This is a genomic window from Microbacterium sp. E-13, assembly GCF_049912955.1.
Lineage (GTDB): Bacteria > Actinomycetota > Actinomycetes > Actinomycetales > Microbacteriaceae > Microbacterium.
In genome coordinates, this window is the sequence record NZ_CP183973.1 from 4,076,640 (window position 1) to 4,096,171 (window position 19,532).

General features: G+C 69.1%; 20 protein-coding genes. 7 read left to right on the forward strand and 13 right to left on the reverse strand.

The features are described from left to right. Window positions 1-59: 59 nt before the first annotated feature. The gene (locus ACN9MP_RS18890; RefSeq protein ID WP_426322762.1) at window positions 60-401 is read right to left on the reverse strand and encodes a winged helix-turn-helix transcriptional regulator; all 342 of its coding nucleotides are present in this window, start codon (window positions 399-401) and stop codon (window positions 60-62) included. Window positions 402-481: 80 nt separating this feature from the next. Here ACN9MP_RS18890 and ACN9MP_RS18895 point away from each other — a divergent pair, with 80 nt between their 5' ends. Beyond that, complete coding sequence (locus ACN9MP_RS18895; protein WP_426322764.1) at window positions 482-1,138, forward strand: FMN-dependent NADH-azoreductase; 657 nt, start codon at window positions 482-484, stop codon at window positions 1,136-1,138. A 140-nt stretch (window positions 1,139-1,278) separates the two neighbouring features. On the opposite strand, the gene ACN9MP_RS18900 is transcribed toward ACN9MP_RS18895, so the two are convergent. Both ACN9MP_RS18900 and ACN9MP_RS18905 read right to left on the reverse strand, forming a co-directional pair. Then, window positions 1,279-2,706: a CCA tRNA nucleotidyltransferase gene (locus ACN9MP_RS18900; protein WP_426322766.1), complete on the reverse strand. Its 1,428-nt coding sequence runs from the start codon at window positions 2,704-2,706 to the stop codon at window positions 1,279-1,281. 114 nt (window positions 2,707-2,820) lie between these two features. Further along, entirely contained in the window at window positions 2,821-4,341 is a 1,521-nt protein-coding gene (locus ACN9MP_RS18905; RefSeq protein ID WP_426322768.1) for a DUF7059 domain-containing protein, read from the reverse strand. A 139-nt stretch (window positions 4,342-4,480) separates the two neighbouring features. Between ACN9MP_RS18905 and ACN9MP_RS18910 the strand changes: the two genes are divergently transcribed. From ACN9MP_RS18910 to ACN9MP_RS18930, 5 genes are all read left to right on the forward strand, one after another. Continuing rightward, window positions 4,481-6,715 carry a DUF6049 family protein gene (locus tag ACN9MP_RS18910; RefSeq protein WP_426322770.1) on the forward strand — a complete coding sequence of 745 codons (2,235 nt, stop codon included), beginning with the start codon at window positions 4,481-4,483 and terminating at the stop codon, window positions 6,713-6,715. Continuing rightward, a complete protein-coding gene (murJ, locus tag ACN9MP_RS18915; protein ID WP_426322771.1) occupies window positions 6,712-8,325 on the forward strand; it encodes a murein biosynthesis integral membrane protein MurJ in 1,614 nt (537 codons plus the stop codon). Before ACN9MP_RS18910 ends, murJ begins: the two co-directional genes overlap by 4 nt. Window positions 8,326-8,478: 153 nt before the next feature. Continuing rightward, on the forward strand, window positions 8,479-9,465 hold the full coding sequence (trxB, locus tag ACN9MP_RS18920; protein WP_426322773.1) for a thioredoxin-disulfide reductase: 987 nt from the start codon (window positions 8,479-8,481) through the stop codon (window positions 9,463-9,465). Between the two features lie 92 nt (window positions 9,466-9,557). Then, window positions 9,558-9,881 carry a thioredoxin gene (trxA, locus tag ACN9MP_RS18925; RefSeq protein WP_426322775.1) on the forward strand — a complete coding sequence of 108 codons (324 nt, stop codon included), beginning with the start codon at window positions 9,558-9,560 and terminating at the stop codon, window positions 9,879-9,881. 210 nt (window positions 9,882-10,091) lie between these two features. Then, window positions 10,092-10,508, forward strand: a complete 417-nt coding sequence (locus ACN9MP_RS18930) for a YciI family protein (protein WP_426322777.1) — start codon at window positions 10,092-10,094, stop codon at window positions 10,506-10,508. A gap of 12 nt (window positions 10,509-10,520) precedes the next feature. Here the strand turns inward: ACN9MP_RS18930 and ACN9MP_RS18935 are convergent, their stop codons facing one another. Beyond that, window positions 10,521-10,868 carry a tryptophan synthase subunit alpha gene (locus ACN9MP_RS18935; protein WP_426322779.1) on the reverse strand — a complete coding sequence of 116 codons (348 nt, stop codon included), beginning with the start codon at window positions 10,866-10,868 and terminating at the stop codon, window positions 10,521-10,523. Window positions 10,869-10,927: 59 nt separating this feature from the next. Here ACN9MP_RS18935 and ACN9MP_RS18940 point away from each other — a divergent pair, with 59 nt between their 5' ends. Beyond that, a complete protein-coding gene (locus ACN9MP_RS18940) occupies window positions 10,928-12,193 on the forward strand; it encodes an RNA polymerase sigma factor (protein ID WP_426322781.1) in 1,266 nt (421 codons plus the stop codon). Between the two features lie 25 nt (window positions 12,194-12,218). Here ACN9MP_RS18940 and ACN9MP_RS18945 read toward each other — a convergent pair whose 3' ends face one another. The 9 genes from ACN9MP_RS18945 to rpmH all read right to left on the reverse strand — a co-directional run bounded on the left by ACN9MP_RS18945 (window position 12,219) and on the right by rpmH (window position 19,222). Then, window positions 12,219-13,166, reverse strand: a complete 948-nt coding sequence (locus tag ACN9MP_RS18945; protein ID WP_426322783.1) for a ParB/RepB/Spo0J family partition protein — start codon at window positions 13,164-13,166, stop codon at window positions 12,219-12,221. After that, window positions 13,166-14,095, reverse strand: coding sequence for an AAA family ATPase (locus tag ACN9MP_RS18950; protein WP_426322784.1), 930 nt, complete (start codon window positions 14,093-14,095; stop codon window positions 13,166-13,168). Before ACN9MP_RS18950 ends, ACN9MP_RS18945 begins: the two co-directional genes overlap by 1 nt. 554 nt (window positions 14,096-14,649) lie before the next feature. Next, window positions 14,650-14,940 (reverse strand): GIY-YIG nuclease family protein, encoded by a 291-nt coding sequence (locus ACN9MP_RS18955; protein ID WP_426322786.1) that lies wholly within the window; start codon window positions 14,938-14,940, stop codon window positions 14,650-14,652. Window positions 14,941-16,018: 1,078 nt separating this feature from the next. Further along, window positions 16,019-16,642 (reverse strand): 16S rRNA (guanine(527)-N(7))-methyltransferase RsmG, encoded by a 624-nt coding sequence (rsmG, locus tag ACN9MP_RS18960; protein WP_426326132.1) that lies wholly within the window; start codon window positions 16,640-16,642, stop codon window positions 16,019-16,021. Window positions 16,643-16,687: 45 nt separating this feature from the next. After that, window positions 16,688-17,206: a protein jag gene (locus tag ACN9MP_RS18965; RefSeq protein WP_426322787.1), complete on the reverse strand. Its 519-nt coding sequence runs from the start codon at window positions 17,204-17,206 to the stop codon at window positions 16,688-16,690. A gap of 39 nt (window positions 17,207-17,245) precedes the next feature. Next, complete coding sequence (gene yidC, locus ACN9MP_RS18970) at window positions 17,246-18,379, reverse strand: membrane protein insertase YidC (protein ID WP_426322789.1); 1,134 nt, start codon at window positions 18,377-18,379, stop codon at window positions 17,246-17,248. An 8-nt stretch (window positions 18,380-18,387) separates the two neighbouring features. Next, window positions 18,388-18,744 carry a membrane protein insertion efficiency factor YidD gene (gene yidD / locus ACN9MP_RS18975; protein WP_426322791.1) on the reverse strand — a complete coding sequence of 119 codons (357 nt, stop codon included), beginning with the start codon at window positions 18,742-18,744 and terminating at the stop codon, window positions 18,388-18,390. Next, on the reverse strand, window positions 18,741-19,076 hold the full coding sequence (gene rnpA / locus ACN9MP_RS18980) for a ribonuclease P protein component (RefSeq protein ID WP_426322793.1): 336 nt from the start codon (window positions 19,074-19,076) through the stop codon (window positions 18,741-18,743). The genes yidD and rnpA overlap by 4 nt, the downstream gene beginning before the upstream one ends. Before the next feature lie 8 nt (window positions 19,077-19,084). After that, window positions 19,085-19,222, reverse strand: coding sequence for a 50S ribosomal protein L34 (gene rpmH, locus ACN9MP_RS18985; RefSeq protein WP_005054680.1), 138 nt, complete (start codon window positions 19,220-19,222; stop codon window positions 19,085-19,087). Window positions 19,223-19,532 lie beyond the last annotated feature (310 nt).

Consider the following 19,532-nt stretch of genomic DNA (forward strand, 5'->3'; position numbering starts at 1 on the left):
GACGTCGGCGGGAGCGTGGGACCAGTGTAGGCGGGGCTGCGGACGACGGATGCTGCGGCTCAGCCGCGAGCGGTGACGACGAGGTTCTCGCGAGCCCAGATCCCGAGCTGCTGCAGCACCGGCATGAGCTTCTCGCCCTGCGGGGTGAGCGCGTAGCTGACGGCGACCGGGGGTCCGGGGTCCACGCTCCGTGTGACCAGATGCGCGTCGCCGAGCTCCGACAGTCGATCCGAGAGGACGGCGTCGCTGATGCCGGTGACCGTGCGCTTCAGCGCCACGAACGACAGGGGGCGGCTGCTCAGAGCATCCAGGATCATGCCGTTCCAGCGTTTGCCGAGCACCGAGAAGGCGAGCGAGATCGCCGCGTCGCATGCGGGTCCTCCGCGTTCGTCCTCGGCCATCCCCTCATCGTACCCGTGCTAGTGTCGGCGTAGTCGCTCTGGTTTACATAGTGACTATGTGATTAAGAACAGGAGCACTCATGACCCTCTTCCGCCTGGACGCCAGCATTCTCCCCGCCACCTCCGCCAGCCGCGAGCTCGGCGACCTGGTCGAGGCCGAGTGGACCGCCGCACACCCGACATCATCGGTGCTGCGCCGCGACCTGTCGGCCGACCCGACCCCTGCCACCGCGTGGCGCGACGCCGTGCAGGGCGGATTCACGCCCGAGTCCGACCGCACCGACGCGCAGCGTGAGGCGATCGCCCTCGCCCGCACCTACGCCGACGAGCTGCGCGGCGCCGAGGCGCTCCTGTTCACGGTGCCCCTCTACAACTACGGCGTCTCGCAGCACTTCAAGACCTGGTTCGACCTCGCCTACACCGTGCCGGGCATCGACCCGCAGGGGAGCGATCTGCGCGGCAAGCCCGCCACGCTGGTGACCGTGCTCGGCGGCAACTACGCCGAGGGCACGCCCAAGGAGGGCTGGGACCACTCCACCGCCTGGCTGCGCCGCGTGCTCGAAGACGTGTGGGGCCTCGACCTTCGCATCGTGCACCGCCCCTTCACCCTCGTGGGCGTGAACCCGGCGCTCGACGCTTTCGCCGAGCCGGCCGCCGAGCTCAAGAGCGCCGCCGAGACGGCGGCCGTGCGGTCGGGTCGCGAGCTCGCCGGGCTTCGGGGCACGAAGGTCGCCTGACCCCCGAGTCGCCGCGGCGTCCCGCGGCGTCCATCCGCGTCCGTCCGAGTCCGTCCGAGTCCGCAATTCAGGCGAAACGCCGATTGCGGGCTCGGACGGGCTGCCGCGGTCGGCGTGTCTCCTGAAACATGCGCCGGCGCTCAGCCGCGGGCGGCCCACCATTCCCGGAGCCGCCTCTCGGCTTCATCCTCGCCGAGCACGCCTTCGTCCAGGCGCAGGTCGAGAAGGAACCGGTAGGCCTCGCCGACCTCGCGGCCGGGCTTCAGGCCGAGCACCTGCTGGATGCGGTTGCCGTCCAGCTCCGGGCGTATCGCGTCGAGCTGCTCCTGCGCCGCGAGCTCGGAGATGCGGTGCTCGATGTCGTCGTACGCGCGAGCGAGGCGGGAGGCTTTCCGGACGTTGCGGGTCGTGACGTCGGCGCGCGTCAGGATGTGCAGGCGCTCCAGCTCGGCGTCGGCATCCCTGACATAGCGGCGCACCGCCGAGTCGGTCCAGGCGCCCTCGGAGTAGCCGAAGAAGCGCAGGTGCAGCTCGATCAGGCGGGTCACGCTCGCGATGGTCGCGGAATCGAAGCGCAGCTCCTGCAGGCGCTTGCGCGCCATCCGCGCACCCTTGAGGTCGTGGTGGTAGAAGGTGACGCCGCCCCCGGGTTCGAGGCGCCTCGTCGCCGGCTTTCCGATGTCGTGCAGCAGGGCGGCGAGCCGCAGCGGCACGTCGGGCGCAGCATCCGGATTCCGCGCCTTCTCGAGATCGATGGCCTGACGCAGCACGGTCAGCGAGTGCTCGTAGACGTCCTTGTGGTGATGGTGCTCGTCGACCTCGAGCTGGAGAGCGGGGATCTCGGGCAGGAACTCGTCGATGAGCCGGGACTCGACGAGAAGACGGATGCCGCGCACGGGTTCGTCCGTCGCGAGCAGCTTGACGAGCTCGCCCTGGATGCGTTCCGGGCTCACGATCTCGAGCGTGCGCCGGAGTTCCGCCATCGCCGCCTCGGTGGCCGGGTCGACGGCGAACCCGAGCTGCGCGGCGAAGCGGGCCGCGCGCAGCATGCGCAGCGGATCGTCGCCGAAGCTGACGGCGGGGTCGGACGGGGTGCGGAGCGTGCCGCGCACCAGGTCTTCGACGCCGCCGGTCGGGTCCACGAGGGTGCGGCCCGGAACGCGCAGCGCCATCGCGTTCACGGTGAAGTCGCGCCGCACGAGGTCGCCCTCGATCGTGTCGCCGAACTCGACCGTCGGCTTGCGCGTCACGCCGTCGTAGCTGTCGGCGCGGTACGTCGTGATCTCCACCTGCTCGCCGTGCACGCGGGCGCCGATGGTGCCGAACGCGCGTCCGATGTCCCACTGCGCGGTCGAGACGGGCTTCACGATCCGCAGGATGTCGTCGGGCCGGGCATCCGTCGTGAAATCGAGGTCGTTCGTGGGCCGGCCGAGCAGCGCATCGCGCACCGGACCGCCCACGATCGCCAGGTCGAAGCCCGCATCCGCGAACGCGCGAGCGAGCGTGGTGACGACGGGAGACTCGGCGAGCGCGCCGAGGCGCGCGATGCCCTCGGCCATGTTGAGCATGGCCTCCAGCCTACCGACGGCTCCCCGCCCGACTTCGAATCGCTCACTTTGCCGCGTCGGGCGCGCGAGAACGGCGAAGCGCGCTAGTCGAATCCCGGAGTGCTCTCGACGACGTCACGCGAACCGCAGGAAGCCGGTGAACAGCAGCTCGCGCACGCGGGGCATCAGGTCGGCACGGAGGGCGCCGGCATCGACGCCGAGGAGTTCGGCGATGGCGTCGACGAGCACGCCGACCGGCAGGTCGCCGTCGCACGCGCCGACGAGTGCGGCGAGTCCCGGGTCGACGCCGAGCGCGCGCCCGAAGCCGCCGCCCTGGCGCAGCTCGATGACGGTGGGGTCCTCCGCGCCCGGCAGGTGGTGGCGCGCCTCCGTGACATCCGGGGCGACCACGAGGACGGATGCCGCGAGCCCCGCGTCGTCCATCCGGACGAGCCGGTCATGCGCCTCGAGAGCGGCCGCGAGGTGCGTGCCGATCCCGTCGCCGGCGAGGGCGGTGTGGAGCCGCTCGTAGCGGGCGAGGGTCGGCGCCCCCTCGGCGGGCCGGCGCAGCAGCAGATATCCGAAGCCGACCTCGGTGACCCCTCGATCGGCGAAGTCGTCGAGCCAGGCGTCGACCAGGCGCGCGAAGCCGGGCGTCCCCGGCAGCGTTCCGCCGTCACGCACCCACAGCTCGGCATACGACAGCGGGTCGAGGCTCTCACGCTCCACGACCCAGGCGTCGAGGGGCACGGGCGATCCCTCGATCCAGCCGCGCACGCGGTCGAGTCCCGCCGCACCCTCGCGCGTCTCCCAGTTGCCGAGCAGCTGCGCGACGCCGCCCGGCGTCAGGTGGGCTCCGACCCCGCCCACGAAGGCGGCCACGACGTCGTCGCCCACCATCCCGCCGTCGCGGTACTCGTAGGCCGGCACGTCGGCCACGCGCGGCGTGATCACGAACGGCGGGTTCGACACGATGCGGTCGAACTGCTCGCCGGCGACGGGCTCGAAGAGGCTCCCGAGCCGCGTCTCGATGGCCTCGACGCCGTTGAGCAGCGCGTTCAGCCGCGTGAAACCGAGCGCCCGTGGCGAGATGTCGGTGGCGACGACCTGCCGCACGTGAGCGCGGGCGCGGAGCGCCTGGATGCCGCAGCCCGCGCCGACATCGAGCCCGCGCGCTGCCGCCGTCGGCAGCTGCAGGCCGGCGAGTGTCAGCGACGCGCCGCCGACGCCGAGCACGTGATCCTCGGGGAGCGGTCCGCCCAGGGCGGCCTCGTCGAGGTCGCTCGCGATCCACCACTGGCCGGACCCCGACGCATCGGCGTACGACTGCGGCCGCACCAGCGCCAGGGGACGCACCTCGTCGCCGGCGACGGTGACGAGCCCGAGCCGGGCGAGCCCCTCGACGCCCGCGCGCACGACCGCTTCGTCGACGGATGCCGCGGCCTGCGGCATCCCTAGCACCAGCAGTCTGCCCAGCACGGCGAGGGCGTCGGTGCGGCCACCGAGGGCGCGCGCGGCAGGGGATCTCAGCCCGCGCGCGATCGCGTCGTCCGCCGCGGCACCCCAGGAGTCGCGGAGGGCTTCCGCGGTGAACCCCGCGTCACGGAGATCGGCGGCGAGGGCGCGGCACACGGTCGGTTCCGGTTCGGGGAGCACGCTCCATTCAACCGCGCGGCACGCGCTCTCGGAACGCTCGCGGGGCGGCATCCGGGCGGCTCGGAGGCACGGACCGTAGAATCGCACTCGATCGTGCGGTCAGGACATCGCACAGGAGCGAACCCCCGACAGGATGATCGTGACCCCACCGCGAGCAGTGCGGCGTCCGGCGCGCCGCGCACGGCGCCTGGCGTCCGCGGCGATCGCGACGCTGGCGGTGCTGGGCGGCCTGCTGTTGCCGACCTCGGCAACCGCGGCCGACACCGAGCCAACGCCGACCCCGTCCGCCACCTCGAGCGTTCCCCCGGGCACATCGGTCTTCACGCTCGCCCCGCTCGGCAACGGCATCCTGCGACCCGGGGTCGCGCTGAACGTCGCGCTCTCGCAGCAGAACGGCACGGATGCCGAGCTCCCTGCCACGACGGTGACGCTGTCGCTCGCCCGCACGCCGATCGCCGACCGAGAAGAGCTGGGCGAGTGGCTGGCCGGGGAGGACCCGGGCACTGCATTGCAGCCGGTCGGCGGGGCCGCGTTCGACCCGGTGCCCGCCGGCGGCTTCCAGGTGCGGAACAGCACGGTCGCCGGCGACGACCCGGCGCTCCAGGGGCTCACGCCCGGCGTGTACCCGCTCGCGGCGTCGTATGAGGGCGCCAACGGCACCGTGACGTCGCGGAGCACCGTGATCGTGCCGCCGGAAGCGCAGACCGAAGTCGGCATCGGCGTCATCGTGCCGATCATCGCCGCCGCGAGGAGCGACGGCCTCCTGACCGCCGACGAGCTCGCCGAGCTGACGGCGCCCGACGGCGACCTCACCAGGCAGCTCGACAGTGTCACCGACACCCCCGCGATCCTCGCCGTCGATCCGGCGATCCCCGCCGCCATCCGGGTGCTGGGCATCTCCGCGCCGGAGTCCGCCGTCGAATGGCTGACGCGGCTGGAGACCATGCAGAACTCGCGCTTCGCGCTGCAGTTCGGCGACGCGGACGTCACGCCCCAGCTGCAGGCCGGTCTGCCTCAGCCTCTCGGGCCGACGTCGCTGTCGGCATATATGTCGGCGACGAACTTCGCCGAACCCACCCCCACCCCGACGCCGACTCCTGCGCCCTCGGAGACTCCGGCGCCGACACCGACTCCCACCGCCGACAGCTCGCTGCCGACCACGGAGGAACTCGTCGACATCGGCCCGCTCGAGCGGAGCAGCGTCTTCTGGCCCGCCGACGGCACCGCCGACGCGCAGATCGTGACGCAGCTGAGCGGCGTCCCGACCGATACGACGCCGATGACGGTCGTGCCCTCGGCGACGACGGCACTCGGCGCCGACGGAGGCACGGTCGCCGCGCGCGGACGTGTCGGCGACGCCGAGGTGCTCGTGTACGACAGCGACATCTCCACGGCTCTCGGCGAAGCGTCGCAGAGCGACCAGCCCTGGCTGCGCGGCGCACCCCTGACCACCGCCACCGCCTACCTGGCATTCGCCACCGAGGAGGCCGAGGGACCCCTGCTCGTGACCGTCGGCCGCGGCGGAGGACGACCCCGCGTCAACCTCGGCCCCGCGATCTCGGCTGCGTTCACGGCGCCGTCCGTCAGCCCCCGCACCCTCCCGGCGGTCGCTGGAAGCGAGACGCGCGACGTCGAGCTCGTTGGCACCGACTCGTCGGGCGAGCGTGCGGCCGCAGCATCCGCCCTCGTAGCCGACGAGGGAGAGCTCGGCCGGTTCGCGACGATCCTCGACCAGCCGTCGTTGCTCACGGGCCCGGAGCGCGCGGGAATCCTGCAGCTGCTCGGCGTCGCGTGGATCGGCGACGAGACGTGGGCCGCCGCACTCGCGGACCACCGCGCCGAGACGGCTGCGACGCTCGACTCGGTCGCGCTGCTGCCCACGAGCCCGAGCGACCTCTACGGCTCGAGCGCCGCACTGCGGTTCTGGGTGCGCAACGACCTGCCGTATCCGGTCAACCTGGTGCTCTACACGACTCGCAACAACCTCCGCCTCGACGTGCAGGGCGAGACGCCGGTGGTCGCGACGCCGCAGAGCAACACGCGGGTCGAGGTGCCCGTGCAGGCGCGGGTCGGTCGCGGTGAGGTCACGCTCACCCTGCAGCTGCGCAGCCCCGCCTTCGTCGCGGTGGGCGAGCCCGAGTCCGTCGAGGTCACCGTGTGGGCCGACTGGGAAGCCGTCGGCATCGCGGCCCTCGCGGTGCTCGTGGGGGTTCTCCTCGTGTTCGGGGTGGTTCGCACGGTGCTGCGCGTGCGCCGTCGACGCAAGGGGATGGATGCCGCTCCCACGGGCCGCGACGACGCGGGCGCCGACGAGGCGAGCGGCGATGAACCCGTGGGCGCCGGTGAGGCTCCGGACGATGGGGCCGAGCGGTGAGCGGGATCGGGCGCGCGAGCGTGCTCATCGGCGCCGGGACCATCGTCTCGCGCCTCACCGGATTCCTCCGGGCCGTCGTGCTCGTCTCGGCCATCGGGGCGACGACGGCGGGCGGCAACGCCTTCGCGATCGCCAACCAGCTGCCGAACAACATCTACGCGATCATCTCGACGGGCCTCCTCAGCGCCGTGGTCGTTCCGCAGATCGTGAAGGCGGCGGCGCACGACGACGGCGGGCGCGCCTTCGTGTCGAAGCTCTTCACGCTCGGCACCGTCGTCCTGCTCGGTGCGACGGCGCTGGCCATGGTGGCGGCGCCCTGGCTCGTCGCGCTGTACGCGCCCGGGTTCTCTCCGCAGCAGCAGGCCCTGGCGACGGCTTTCGCCTACTGGTGCCTGCCGCAGATCCTCTTCTACGGGCTGTTCGCCCTCGTCGGCGAGTCGCTGAACGCCCGGCGCGTCTACGGGCCATACACCTGGGCGCCGATCGTCAACAACCTGGTGTCGATCGCCGGCTTCCTCGCCTTCATCTGGCTCTTCGGTCCGGCGGGCTCGTCCACGCAGTGGACGCCCGCGATGGTCGCGGTGCTCGCCGGGACGGCCACGCTCGGCATCGTCGTCCAGACGGCGATCCTGTTCGCCTTCTGGCGGAGGACCGGTCTGCACATCCGCCCCGACTTCGCGTGGCGCGGAGTCGGCCTGGGGCACATCGGCCGCCTCGCGGGGTGGACGTTCCTGATGGTGGTGGCCGGCCAGCTCGCCGGGCTGGTCCAGTCGCAGGTGATGTCGCGTGCCCCTGAGGGCGATCCCGGCGTCTTCGTCGCCCAGAACGCGTGGCTGCTGTTCATGCTGCCGTACTCGATCATCGTGCTGTCGATCGGAACCCCGTATTTCACCCAGCTGAGCGAGCACGCCGCGGCAGGCCGCGACGACGAGGTTCGCGGTGACGTGGGGCGCAGCATCCGCACGCTCGGCCTGTTCGTGGTCGCCGCCACTGCGGCGCTGGCCGTCGCGGCCGTGCCGGCGTCGCGCATCTTCACCGACAGTCCCGACGAGGCCGTGGCGGCCGCCGGGGTCCTGCTCTGCTACCTGGTGAGCCTCGTGCCGCTCGCCGTCCTGTTCGTCGTCCAGCGCACGTTCTACGCCTACGACGACACCCGCACCCCGTTCTTCTTCACGATCCTGCAGTGCGCTCTCGTCGTGCTCACCGCGTGGGGCGCGCTGTGGGCGTTCTCGGCAGGGGTGCTGCCCGCGGGCCGGCTCACCGCGGCGGTCGCGCTCGGGCAGTCGCTCTCGAGCGTCGTGCAGGTGATCGTCGCGACGTGGCTGCTGCACCGGCGCATGGGGGCGCTGCGCGTCGGATCATGGATGCTGTCGCTCGCCCGGTTCGTGCTGGCGGCGATGCCGGCGGCCGGCGCAGGGTGGCTGACGTTCCAGCTGCTCGGCGGCGTCGCCGGCTGGACCGTCTCCGACAAACTGCTGGGTGCGGTGGGAGCGGCGATCATCGGGGTCGTGTCGATCGCCGTCTACGTCGTGTTCCTGGCGCTCCTGCGAGCGCCCGAGCTGTCGGTCGCGACCGGACTCGTCCGCCGCCTCCTCCCCGGACGGCGATGACCGCACGCGCCATCCCGGCTCGTACGAGCCTGCCGCGGCGCGCGCAAGGGGGCAGGGCGGCGGAATGCCGCGCGGTTACCATGTGTTGAGGCATCCGGAGCCGTCGCGTGGATCGCGAGACCACCGGGAGGCTTCACGAGGAAAGGTGCGCACGTGCGTCAGGTCATCATCATCGGTTCCGGTCCTGCGGGCTACACGGCGGCGATCTACGCCGCCCGTGCGAACCTCAACCCGCTCGTCGTGGCGAGCTCCGTCGAGGCGGGCGGCGAGCTGATGAACACCACCGAGGTCGAGAACTTCCCGGGCTTCCCCGAGGCGATCATGGGTCCCGACCTCATGGCCAAGATGCAGGAGCAGGCCGAGCGCTTCGGCGCCGAGGTGCTCTACGACGACGTGGTCGAGCTCGATGTCGACGGCGCCGTCAAGAAGGTCATCCTCGGCAGCGGCGCGACCCATGAGGCCGAATCGATCATCTTCGCCACAGGTTCCGCGCCACGCAAGATCGGGATCGAGGGCGAGTCCCGCCTCTCCGGCCGCGGTGTGTCGTACTGCGCGACGTGCGACGGCTTCTTCTTCCGTGAGCGCGTGATCGCGGTGGTCGGCGGCGGCGACTCCGCCATGGAGGAGGCGACCTTCCTCACCAAGTTCGCTTCGAAGGTCTACGTCATCCACCGCCGCGACGAGCTGCGCGCGTCGAAAATCATGCAGGAGCGGGCTTTCAAGAACGAGAAGATCGAGTTCATCTGGAACGCAGAGGTCGCCGACATCCTCGGTGACGACGCGGTCACCGGCATCGTGCTGAGAGACACGGCCGACGGGTCGATTCGCGAGCTTCCGCTCGACGGTGTGTTCGTGGCGATCGGCTACGACCCCCGCACCCACCTCGTGCACGGCAAGCTCGACCTGACCGCCGAGGGGACGGTGCGGGTCGATGGCCGTTCGTCGCGCACGTCGGTGCCCGGCGTGTTCGCCGCCGGCGACGTCATCGACCCGACGTACCGTCAGGCCGTGACGGCGGCCGGGAGCGGCACCGTGGCGGCGCTCGACCTCGAGCACTACCTCGCCGGACTCGGCGAGGCGGGCGAGCCCGATGTCGTGGGCGACCAGATCGCCGGGCTTCCCGAGGTGACCCCGGTCTGAGCGGGCGTGCCCGGCCGAGACGCCCGGGGAACAATACGGCGACCGGCCCTGTTCTACCTGATCGACCGACTTCCATCGAAGGAGACAACCAGATGACCGCCAAGGTGACGACCTCCGCCACGTTCGAGCAGGACGTGCTTCAGGCTGAGGGTCCCGTGCTCGTGGACTTCTGGGCGGAATGGTGCGGCCCGTGTCGCATGGTCTCGCCCGTCCTCGACCAGATCCAGTCGGAGCACCCCGATAAGATCACCATCCTCAAGCTCAACGTGGATGAGAACCCCGACCTCGCCATGAAGTACCAGATCACCTCCATCCCGGCGATGAAGGTCTTCAACAACGGCGCAGTCGAGACGACGATCATCGGCGCCAAGCCCAAGTTTGCGCTCGAGCAGGACCTCGCGGCGTACATCGGCTGAGTGACCTCGACCTCTGCGGAACCCGTCGGCACAGCCGGCGGGTTTCGTGCTTTCTACCGGGTGGTCGGACGTATGCCGTGAACGGCATCTACCTCCGGGAGAAGTTTCTTCGCGGCGGTGTCGATTTGGGCGAACGTTGTTCGACGTAGTGGATGAAGGGCCCGAACCGTGGCCCGCAGGTCGGGCCGAGGCCCGGACGAAAGGGAGATCATGCGCTACATGCTCATCATGCAGGTCGACGCCGAGGCGGCCGCCGCGTTCGAGCCCACGCCCGAGCAGATGGCCGAGATGTTCGCCACCATGGGCGCGTACAACGAGGAGCTGCAGAAGGCGGGTGTGTTCCTCAGCGCCGAGGGGCTTTCGGACGCGTCCGAGGGCTTCCGGTTGGACTTCAACACCGTTCCGCCCGCGGTCACCGACGGACCGTTCGCGGAGGCTCGCGAGGTGTTCACCGGATTCTGGATCCTGGAGGTCGCCTCGCGCGAGGAGGCCGAGCACTGGGCACGGAAGTGCCCGCTGGGCCCTGGCACCGTGCTCGAGGTGCGACGCGTAAACGAGTGGAGCGATTTCGATCAGAACGACGAGTGGGTGAGCAAGGCACAGGAATGGCGGGCCGCCAACGCCTGAGTGCCGGTGAAGTCAGCTCGCTTCGGCACGCACCGTCGGGTCCCACCGGCGGTGCGTGTTCGCTTCGCCGAGCAACCCCCACACTGCGCGCGTGAGCGGCGGATAGTCGAGGGCGATCTGCCGGAGCACGCGGTAGTGCCGGCTGGCGTTGGGCCGGGACCCGCCATTGGCGGCGATGTTCTCGGCGCGCAGCATGAAGACGACCAGTTCGTCGATGCTGGGCAGGTCGTCCATGAAGTCCCACGGGTCTTCACCGGCTCGCAGCCGCTCGGTGATCAGCACCGACAGTTCGTCCGCGGCTTCCGCGCGAAGGAGTTCCAGGCTCGCGCGCCGGCGCGGTGTCTGATCGTCGTTCGCCACCTGACAAGGGTACGTCTCGATTCCGACCGCGCCGAATTCGCGCGCCTACGCTGATCTCTATGAGCACCGACGACGCACACGCCCGCCGTGCGGTCGAGGCGGTCTGGCGTGAGGAGTCCGCGCGCATCGTCTCGGCGCTCACCCGGCACACCGGCGACTTCGCGTGGGCGGAGGACCTGGCCCAGGAGGCGCTCGTCGAGGCCCTCGCGTCATGGCCGGCGAGCGGCATCCCCGACAACCCCGGTGCGTGGCTCATGTCGGTGGCCAAGCGCCGGGCGATCGACGGCTGGCGCAGGCGGGAGCGCTTCGCGCAACGCGAACCACTCTTCGTGTCCGAGGCGCTGGCGATGGAATCGGTCGACACCGTGCCCGACGACGCCGACCCGGATCGCATCGACGACGACGTGCTCCGGCTGGTGTTCATTGCCTGCCACCCGGTTCTCCCGCCGCAGGCGCGACTCGCGCTCACCCTGCGGACCGTCGCGGGTCTCACCAGCGAGCAGATCGCCCGTGCGCTGCTGATGACCGTGCCCACGGTGCAGCAGCGGATCGTCCGCGCGAAGCGTCAGCTCGCCACCGAGGGAGTGCCGTTCGAGGTGCCCGATCGCGGGGAGCGGGCGGCACGCCTCGCCAGCGTGCTGCAGGTGATCTACCTGCTGTTCACCGAAGGCTATTCGTCAGCAGAGGGGGAGGGGGTTGTGCGACCCGACGTGGCTCGCGAGGCGGTGCGACTCGGCCGTCAGCTCGTCGCCCTCATGCCGCAGGAGCCCGAGATCTGGGCGCTGATCGCCCTCATGGAGTTTCAGTCGTCGCGTTTCGCCACACGGATCGACGCCGACGAACTGCCCGTGACGCTCGAGGATCAGGATCGCCGACGATGGGACCGGTCTTGCATCGCCAGAGGCAGGGCGGCGATGAGGAGAGTGGATGCCGCCTCCCGCGGCCTCGGCTACTACGGCCTCCAGGCCGCCATCGCGGAGTGTCACGCCGTCGCGCCCGCGTTCGGTGAAACCGACTGGGACCGGATCCTCCGCCTGTACGACGCTCTCGCGCAGCTCGCGCCCTCCGCCGTGGTCAGGCTGAACCGAGCCGTCGCGCTCTCCATGGTCGAAGGTCCCGAGTCGGCGCTGTCGGCAGTCGAAGCTCTGACACCCGAGCTGCCGGGCTTCCGTCCGCTTCCCGCCGTGCGCGGCGAGCTTCTCGAACGCATGGGAAGAACGGATGCCGCAACCGCCGCCTTCCGTGAAGCCGCTGCGCTGCCCGGCAATGACGCGGAGACGCAGCTTCTCCTCAGACGGGCCGCGCGGCTGAGCGCGTCACGGTGAGGGACGAGGAACGGGACCCCGCCGGTCAGTTCGCGCCGTAGCCCGTCTCGCCGAGCTCTTCGAGAATCCGGTTCAGGTCCTGGATGCTCGCGAAATCTATGCTGATCTGGCCTTTCTTGGCCGTCAGGGCGATCTTCACCCGCGTGTTGAGACGGTCGCCGAGCCGATCGGCGACCTCATCGAGGTGCGCGCGACGAGATCCGGCCTGGGGCTTCGCAGCTCGCGTGGGGGAGGCATCCGGAAGCTTCGCCGCGGCTTCTGCGGCGCGTACCGAGAGATCCTCGTTGACGATCTTGTCGGCGAGGCGCTGCATCGATGCCGGGTCTTCGAGCGAGAGGATCGCACGGGCGTGGCCGGCGGTCAGCACACCCGCGGCGACCCGCTGCTGCACCGGAACGGGGAGCTTGAGGAGGCGGATCGTGTTGCTGATCTGCGGGCGGGAGCGGCCGATGCGCGTGGCGAGCTCCTCCTGCGTGATGCCGAAGTCCTCGAGCAGCTGTTGGTAGGCGGACGCTTCTTCGAGCGGATTGAGCTCCGATCGGTGGAGGTTCTCGAGCAGTGCGTCACGGAGGAGGTGCTCGTCGGCGGTGTCGCGGACGATCGCGGGGATCGATGTGAGGCCGGCCTCGCGGGCGGCGCGTGTACGGCGCTCACCCATGATGAGCTCGTACTGGCCCTTCTCGTTGGTGCGCACGACCACTGGCTGCAGCACGCCGAACTCGCGGACGCTGTGGACCAGTTCAGCGAAGTGCTCCGGGTCGAAGATGGTGCGCGGCTGGCGAGGGTTCGGGACGATCTCGTTCGGGTCGAGGTGCGCGAGGTGCGCGCCGGGCACCTCGACGAGATCTTCCTGGATCTCTTCGACCGCCACCGGTCGCGGGAAGAAGACGTCGGACGGACGCTCATCGGCCTGTTCATTGGTCGGGATGAGTGCGCCGATTCCTCGACCGAGTCCGGTGCGCTTGGCTGCCATCAGGCATCCCCTTCGTTCGAGGCGCTGTCGCGCCGGATAATCTCCACAGCCGCTTCGCGATACGCGATCGCACCGGCCGAATGTCCGTCATAGGCGATGACCGTCTGCCCGAAGCTCGGCGCCTCCGACACTCGCACCGATCGCGGGATGACGGTCTCGAGTACTTCGCGAGAGAAGTGCTCTCGCACTTCGTCGGCCACCTGCTGGGCCAGGCGTGTGCGGCCGTCGTACATCGTGAGGATGATCGTCGACAGGTGCAGCCGCGGGTTCAGATGCTTCTGGATCATGCGCACGGTACCGAGCAGCTGACTCAGTCCTTCCAGCGCGTAGTACTCGCACTGGATCGGGATGAGCAGTTCACTCGCGGCCGTGAAGGCGTTGATCGTCAGAAGTCCCAACGAAGGGGGGCAGTCGATGAGGATGAAGTCGATGCGCTCGTCGAGGGTGGAAAGATACTCCTCGACGGCAGTTCGAAGCCGGTGCTCACGAGCCACCTGGGAGACCAGCTCGATCTCGGCGCCGGCGAGGTGGATGGTGCTCGGAGCGCAGAGCAGGTTGGGTGACTCGGGGCTGGTCTGCACGATATCGGCGAGCGGGAAGTCATCGATGAGCACGTCGTAGACGCTGGGTGTATCGGCGGTGTGGGGGACGCCCAGTGCGGTCGATGCGTTGCCTTGCGGGTCGAGGTCGATCACCAGGACCCGGGCGCCGCGGTCGGCCAGAGCCGCCGCGAGGTTGACCGTGGTCGTCGTCTTGCCGACGCCGCCCTTCTGGTTCGAGATCGTCATCACTCGAGTGCGTCCGGTGAGCTGGGTTTCCGCGAGCTCCAACGCTTTGCGGCGCGCGCTGAGGTCCGCGATTTCCCGGGCGATGGGTGAGTCGTCGAACGAGAAGGATGCCGGAGCTTCGGTCTCGTCGGGCTGTTTCACGTGAAACACTCTCCCTTTCGCGAGCCGGTGAACAACGTGTTCCACTCTATCTCGCCCCACCCCCACAACCCTCCGCGACCCCACCCTTTCGCGCCTCCCCCGCCCCCCGCGACCCACCACCGTATCGATCCCGCCGGTCGAGGACCGAGGAACGAGCGTATCGAGATCCCCTGTTCCGCTGGTCGAGTAGCGAGGAACGAGCGTATCGAGACCCCCGCCTGAGCACCCGGCGACAGTGTTTCACGTGAAACACCGTCCCTCGGGGTATCGCGGTCCGGTACAGAGCCGACCAGTAGCTCGCCAATCCGCCGGTTCGCGCACCAGGAAACGAAGGCACCGAGACCCCCATCCCGCTGGTCGAGTAGCGAGGAACGAGCGTATCGAGACCCATACCCAGCCCCGCCGGGGAGCGGGGAACAGGTGTCCAGGTGCCCGCGAACAGGGCGTGGCCCCCACCACACCACAGGTCACTGGCGTTTCACGTGAAACATCGCGCTATCGCATCCGCTTCTCGGTAGCCCGACAACGCCAGACCCGAGTAGCGAGCCAACTCGTCAGTGATCCTTTGGGAACCGCTTCTTCGCGAGATCGGGGAGCCGATCCAGTTTCCCGTGCACCAATGCCAGTCGTTTGGTCCTGCTCCATCCCTGGACTTGCTTCTCCCGTCGATACGCATCAGCTACGCGGTCGAACTGTTCGAAATACAGGAGCCGCACGGGCAACCGGCTTCGGGTGTATGCCGCACCCTCGCCCTCTTTGTGTTGTGCGAGCCGGTGCTCGAGGAAGTGGGTGCTTCCCACGTAGAGGGTTCGGTCAGAGCATTCCAAGATGTACATGTACGCCATCTCCTCATGCTGGCTCGGGCTCGAGTGCATGGGCGTCCCACCGAGGTCAACTTGCGCATCCGAAGCCGTGGGGAGAAGCCGACGCTGGGTTAGCGTGAGGATGCGAACGCCTCTGAAGGTAGGTCTCGATACGCTCGCTTCTCGCTACCCGACCGGCGGAAGGGGGAGCTTGGGCCGGGGATCGCCCGAGTCGGCGGGTCCGGGAAGCCCACGTTTCACGTGAAACACTCCAGACCCATCGACGTCGACACGGGTCTCGATACGCTCGTTCCTCGCTACTCGACCGGCGGGCTAGTGAGCTGCCGACCCGCTCTCGGTGGGACGGAAGACTCAGGGCACGCTCGATACGCTCGCTTCTCGCTACCCGACCGGCGGAAGGGGGAGCTTGGGCCGGGGATCGCCCGAGTCGGCGGGTCCGGGAAGCCCACGTTTCACGTGAAACACTCCAGACCCATCGACGTCGACACGGGTCTCGATACGCTCGTTCCTCGCTACTCGACCGGCGGGCTAGTGAGCTGCCGACCCGCTCTCGGTGGGACGGAAGACTCAGGGCACGCTCGATACGCTCGTTCCTCGCTACTCGACCGGCGGAAGGAAAGCTTGGGGCCGGGGATCGCCCGAGTCGGCGGGTCCGGGAAGCCACGTTTCACGTGAAACACTCCAGGCCCTTGGCGTCGACACGGGTCTCGATACGCTCGTACCTCGGTACTCGACCGGCGGGGTGAGGACGCCCCGGGTCTCGCCTCATCGCGCCGGTGGGGCGGAGATGGTCTCGATGCGCTCGTACGCCTCGACTCGACCCTGCGTGGGATGGCACCGTGCCTCAATACGCTCGTGCCTCGCCGCACCACCGGCGGGGACGAGGAGGGCAGCGGGGCCCGGTTGGCTCCTGCCCCGCGACCAGCGGACCGGTGAGCTTGGGACCGACCCTCCATAGGGGGCGAGCCCCAGGGGACAGTGTTTCACGTGAAACACTGCCGCCGTTGTGGGGCCGCGGGGTCTCGATATGCTCGTTCCCCGCTACCCGACCGGAGGGTCCTCGAAACGGTCGTACTTCGCCGCTCCACGGCGGCGAGGGTCAGCGGACAGTCGCGCGGATGACGCGTGAAGGCTCCGGGAGCAGGGACTCGCCGACGATCTCGACGTGAGCGTTCGTCACCTTGTACTTGCGGAGCTGCTTCTCGGCGGCTTCGATCTCACCGCCGGCGCTCGTTCCCTTGAGAAGGATGAGTTCTCCGCCATCGCGGACCAGGGGAGCGGTGATCGGCACGAGCGTACGGAGCGCGCTGACAGCTCGTGCGGTCACGGCATCAAGCGCCGGGCCGCGCTTCCAGTCCTCAGCACGAGCACGAAGCACCTCGACATTGCCCAACTCTAAAGATTCGACCTGTTCCGACAGCCACGCCACCCGGCGCTCCATCGGCTCGATGAGGATCCACTCGACGTCGGGGCGGGCGATCGCCAGGACCAACCCGGGCAATCCCGCACCGGATCCCACATCACCGACCCGGCCGGAGAACAGTGGAGCGATGACTGCGCTGTTCAGGATATGGCGCGACCACAGACGTGGCGGCTCCAGCGGGCCGATGAGACCTCGCTCCTCGCCGTGCTGCCCGAGCGCCTCCGCAAAGCGGCGCGCGACCTCGATGCGGTCGCCGAAGATCTCGCCGGCCGCGGCGGGCTCCTGTTCGATCTCGATCATCGTCATCGCAGCGGTCTCCACGGATGTTTCACGTGAAACGGGCGCTCAGGCCCGACGGATCACCGTGTGGCGGTCAGCACCGTCGCCGTACGACTCCGACACGAAGCCCCGCTCGGCGACGATGTCGTGCACGACCTTGCGCTCGTAGCTCGACATCGCCGGCAGCGATGCCTGAGACGCCCCCTCATCGAGCCGTGCGATCGCTCGGTCGACGAGCGCAGCGAGCTCATGCTGCCGAGCGTCACGCGAGCCGCCGACGTCGAGGATCAGACGGGAGAACCGTCCGGTGCGGTTCTGCACCGCGATACGGGTCAGCTCCTGCAGCGCCTGAACGGTGTCCGGCGCAGCGATGAGCGAGACGGATCCGCCGGCTGGTGCCTCGACAGAGACGTACGCCCGCCCGGCTCGCACATCGAGATCGAGGTCACCGTCGATGTCGGCGATGTCGAGCAGACCCTCGATGAAGTCGGCGGCGACGTCGCCCTCCTCCTCGAGCTGCGCGACGGTGGCGGGAACCCGCTCCTCGCGTGTGTCGACAGGGGCGTACTCAGGGGACGTGGTCATGGCGTGATCCTCGTGTGACGTCGGGTCGGGGATTGCGTGTCAGGAAGCCGAGCTCGAGCCGGCGGCACCTGGCCCGGCGTCACCGGCCGGCTTCTGGCCCGGCTGCTTCTGCGCCTGCTTCTTGGCCCTCTGCTTGCTCACCGGCTGCTGACGCTTCGGTGCGGCGGCGCGTGCACGCTCGGCCTCTTCGTAGAGACGCTGCTGCTCGGCGAGGTACTTGTCCATCGGTACGACCTTGCCCGAAGCGTCGATCGCCTTGCCCTTGCGAGCGAGTCGCTCCTCGCGCGCCTTGGCGGCCTCCGAGCCGGGCGTGGGCATCTCGCGGATGACGAGGAACTGCTGACCCATCGTCCACAGGTTCGACACGAACCAGTAGATGACGACACCGAGCGGGAAGAAGACACCCGAGAAGATGAATCCCAGCGGAAGGATGTACAGCATGACCCGCTGCATCTGGTAGGCCTGGCCGGTCTTCGCCTCGGGGGAGAGGTTCTTCGAGATGATCTGCAGCTGCGTGAAGAACTGCGACGCGATCATCAGCACCACCAGGACGACCAGGATGATGATCGCCGGAGTGTTGCCCGCCTGCCACGCCTGGATCAGCGTCTCGTGCAGTGAAGCGACGCCGAACAGCTTCGCGTTGTAGAACTCGGCCGTGAGCTCGGCGTTGAGCAGACCGACACCACCGGTGCCGGCGGCGTAGTGCTTGGTGACGTCGTTGAGCACGCTGAACAGCGCGAAGAAGACGGGCATCTGCACCAGGAGGGGCAGACAGCTCGAGACAGGTGTCGTGCCGTGCTTCTTGTACAGCGCCATCGTCTCGCGGCTCATGGCCTCACGAGAGAGCTGATCGCGCTTGCCCTTGTACTTCTCCTGAACTTTTCGCAGTTCAGGAGCAATTTCCATCATCTTGCGCTGGCTCTTGATCTGCCGCACGAACAGCGGGATCATCGCCGAACGCACCACGATCACAAGGCCCACGATCGCCAGCACCCAGGTGATGCCGTCAGCGGCGGGAAGGCCGATCGCCGTGAAGAGCCAGTGCCAGAAGACGAGCACCGCCTCGACGGCCCACTTGAGGGGCCACAGGATGATGCCGAAGAGGTCGAATCCTCCGTTGGTAGCCGGCGCCGAGGGCGACGGCGTCGATGCCAGGGCTGACAAGAGATCCATGTGGTGGATCAGTCCTTTCCGGTGGGGGCGGGCACGACGAACCCATGGCGGGTCAGTGCATGCCGGAAGTTCTTGTGAGGCGGAACGTCGTCGACGCCGCCGACCGCCCAGGGGTGGCATCTCGCCAGACGCGCGGCGGTGAGCGCGGCACCCTTGACCGCCCCGTGCTGCTGCACCGCGCCGACCGCGTAGGCAGAACACGACGGGTAGTACTTGCAGACGTCGCCATAGGTGTGCGAGATGGTGGCGCGATAGCCGTGCAGAAGGGCAAGGACGGCGTTGCGGGGGAGCAGCGGCACGCTGCGCAGGGAATCGGATGCCGAGAACTCGGCCTGTCCGAGGGCATAGGCGGGCAGGACGCTCATGCTGCTCTCCGGGCGAGACACTTCTCGACGTCGTTGCGCAGATCCGCGAACGAGGCCGAAGCGGCACTGGGCAGAGCGCGGATCACGACATCACTTCCGGGTGAGACCACCTCGAGCGACTCGTGGCAGAGCGCCTTGAGCCGACGGCGGACGGTGTTGCGCACGACCGCCCCGCCCACCTGCTTGCTGACGATGAAGCCGAACCGCGCCGGACCATCGGTCACAGCGCGGTTGACATAGGTCACGGTGTGCGCTCCGGCACACCGACGACCCCTACGGACGACGGCCTTGTACTCCGCCCCGCGGGTGAGTCGGTTCGGCCTCGCGAGCACCGCTCGGCTCAGGCCGAGAGCTCGGTGCGCCCCTTGGCGCGACGAGCCGAGAGGATGGAGCGGCCGGCGCGCGTGCGCATACGGGCACGGAAGCCGTGCTTCTTGGCGCGGCGGCGGTTGTTCGGCTGGAAGGTGCGCTTGCTCATGGGAACTACTTCCGATCAGGTGTCACCGGGACGCTCGAGACCGGGGACGATGTGTACAGGGGCGACCGCCACGAGGGCATAAGTCAACCGACTAAGGCTACGTCGAGATGCCCGAGAACTCAAACCGAGCGCGGAACGTGTCATTATCCACCGCCTCGCCGTTCAACCCTGGCACCGACACGCAGGCCGGTTCTACAGTGGAGTTTGCTCACCCGGCGCCTCCTGACTAGCGTGGCTCCGGCAGTTATCCACAGGCCTGGACCGACGTTTCCGCGGCATCCGGTGGAATCATCAACAACCCGGGGGGGCC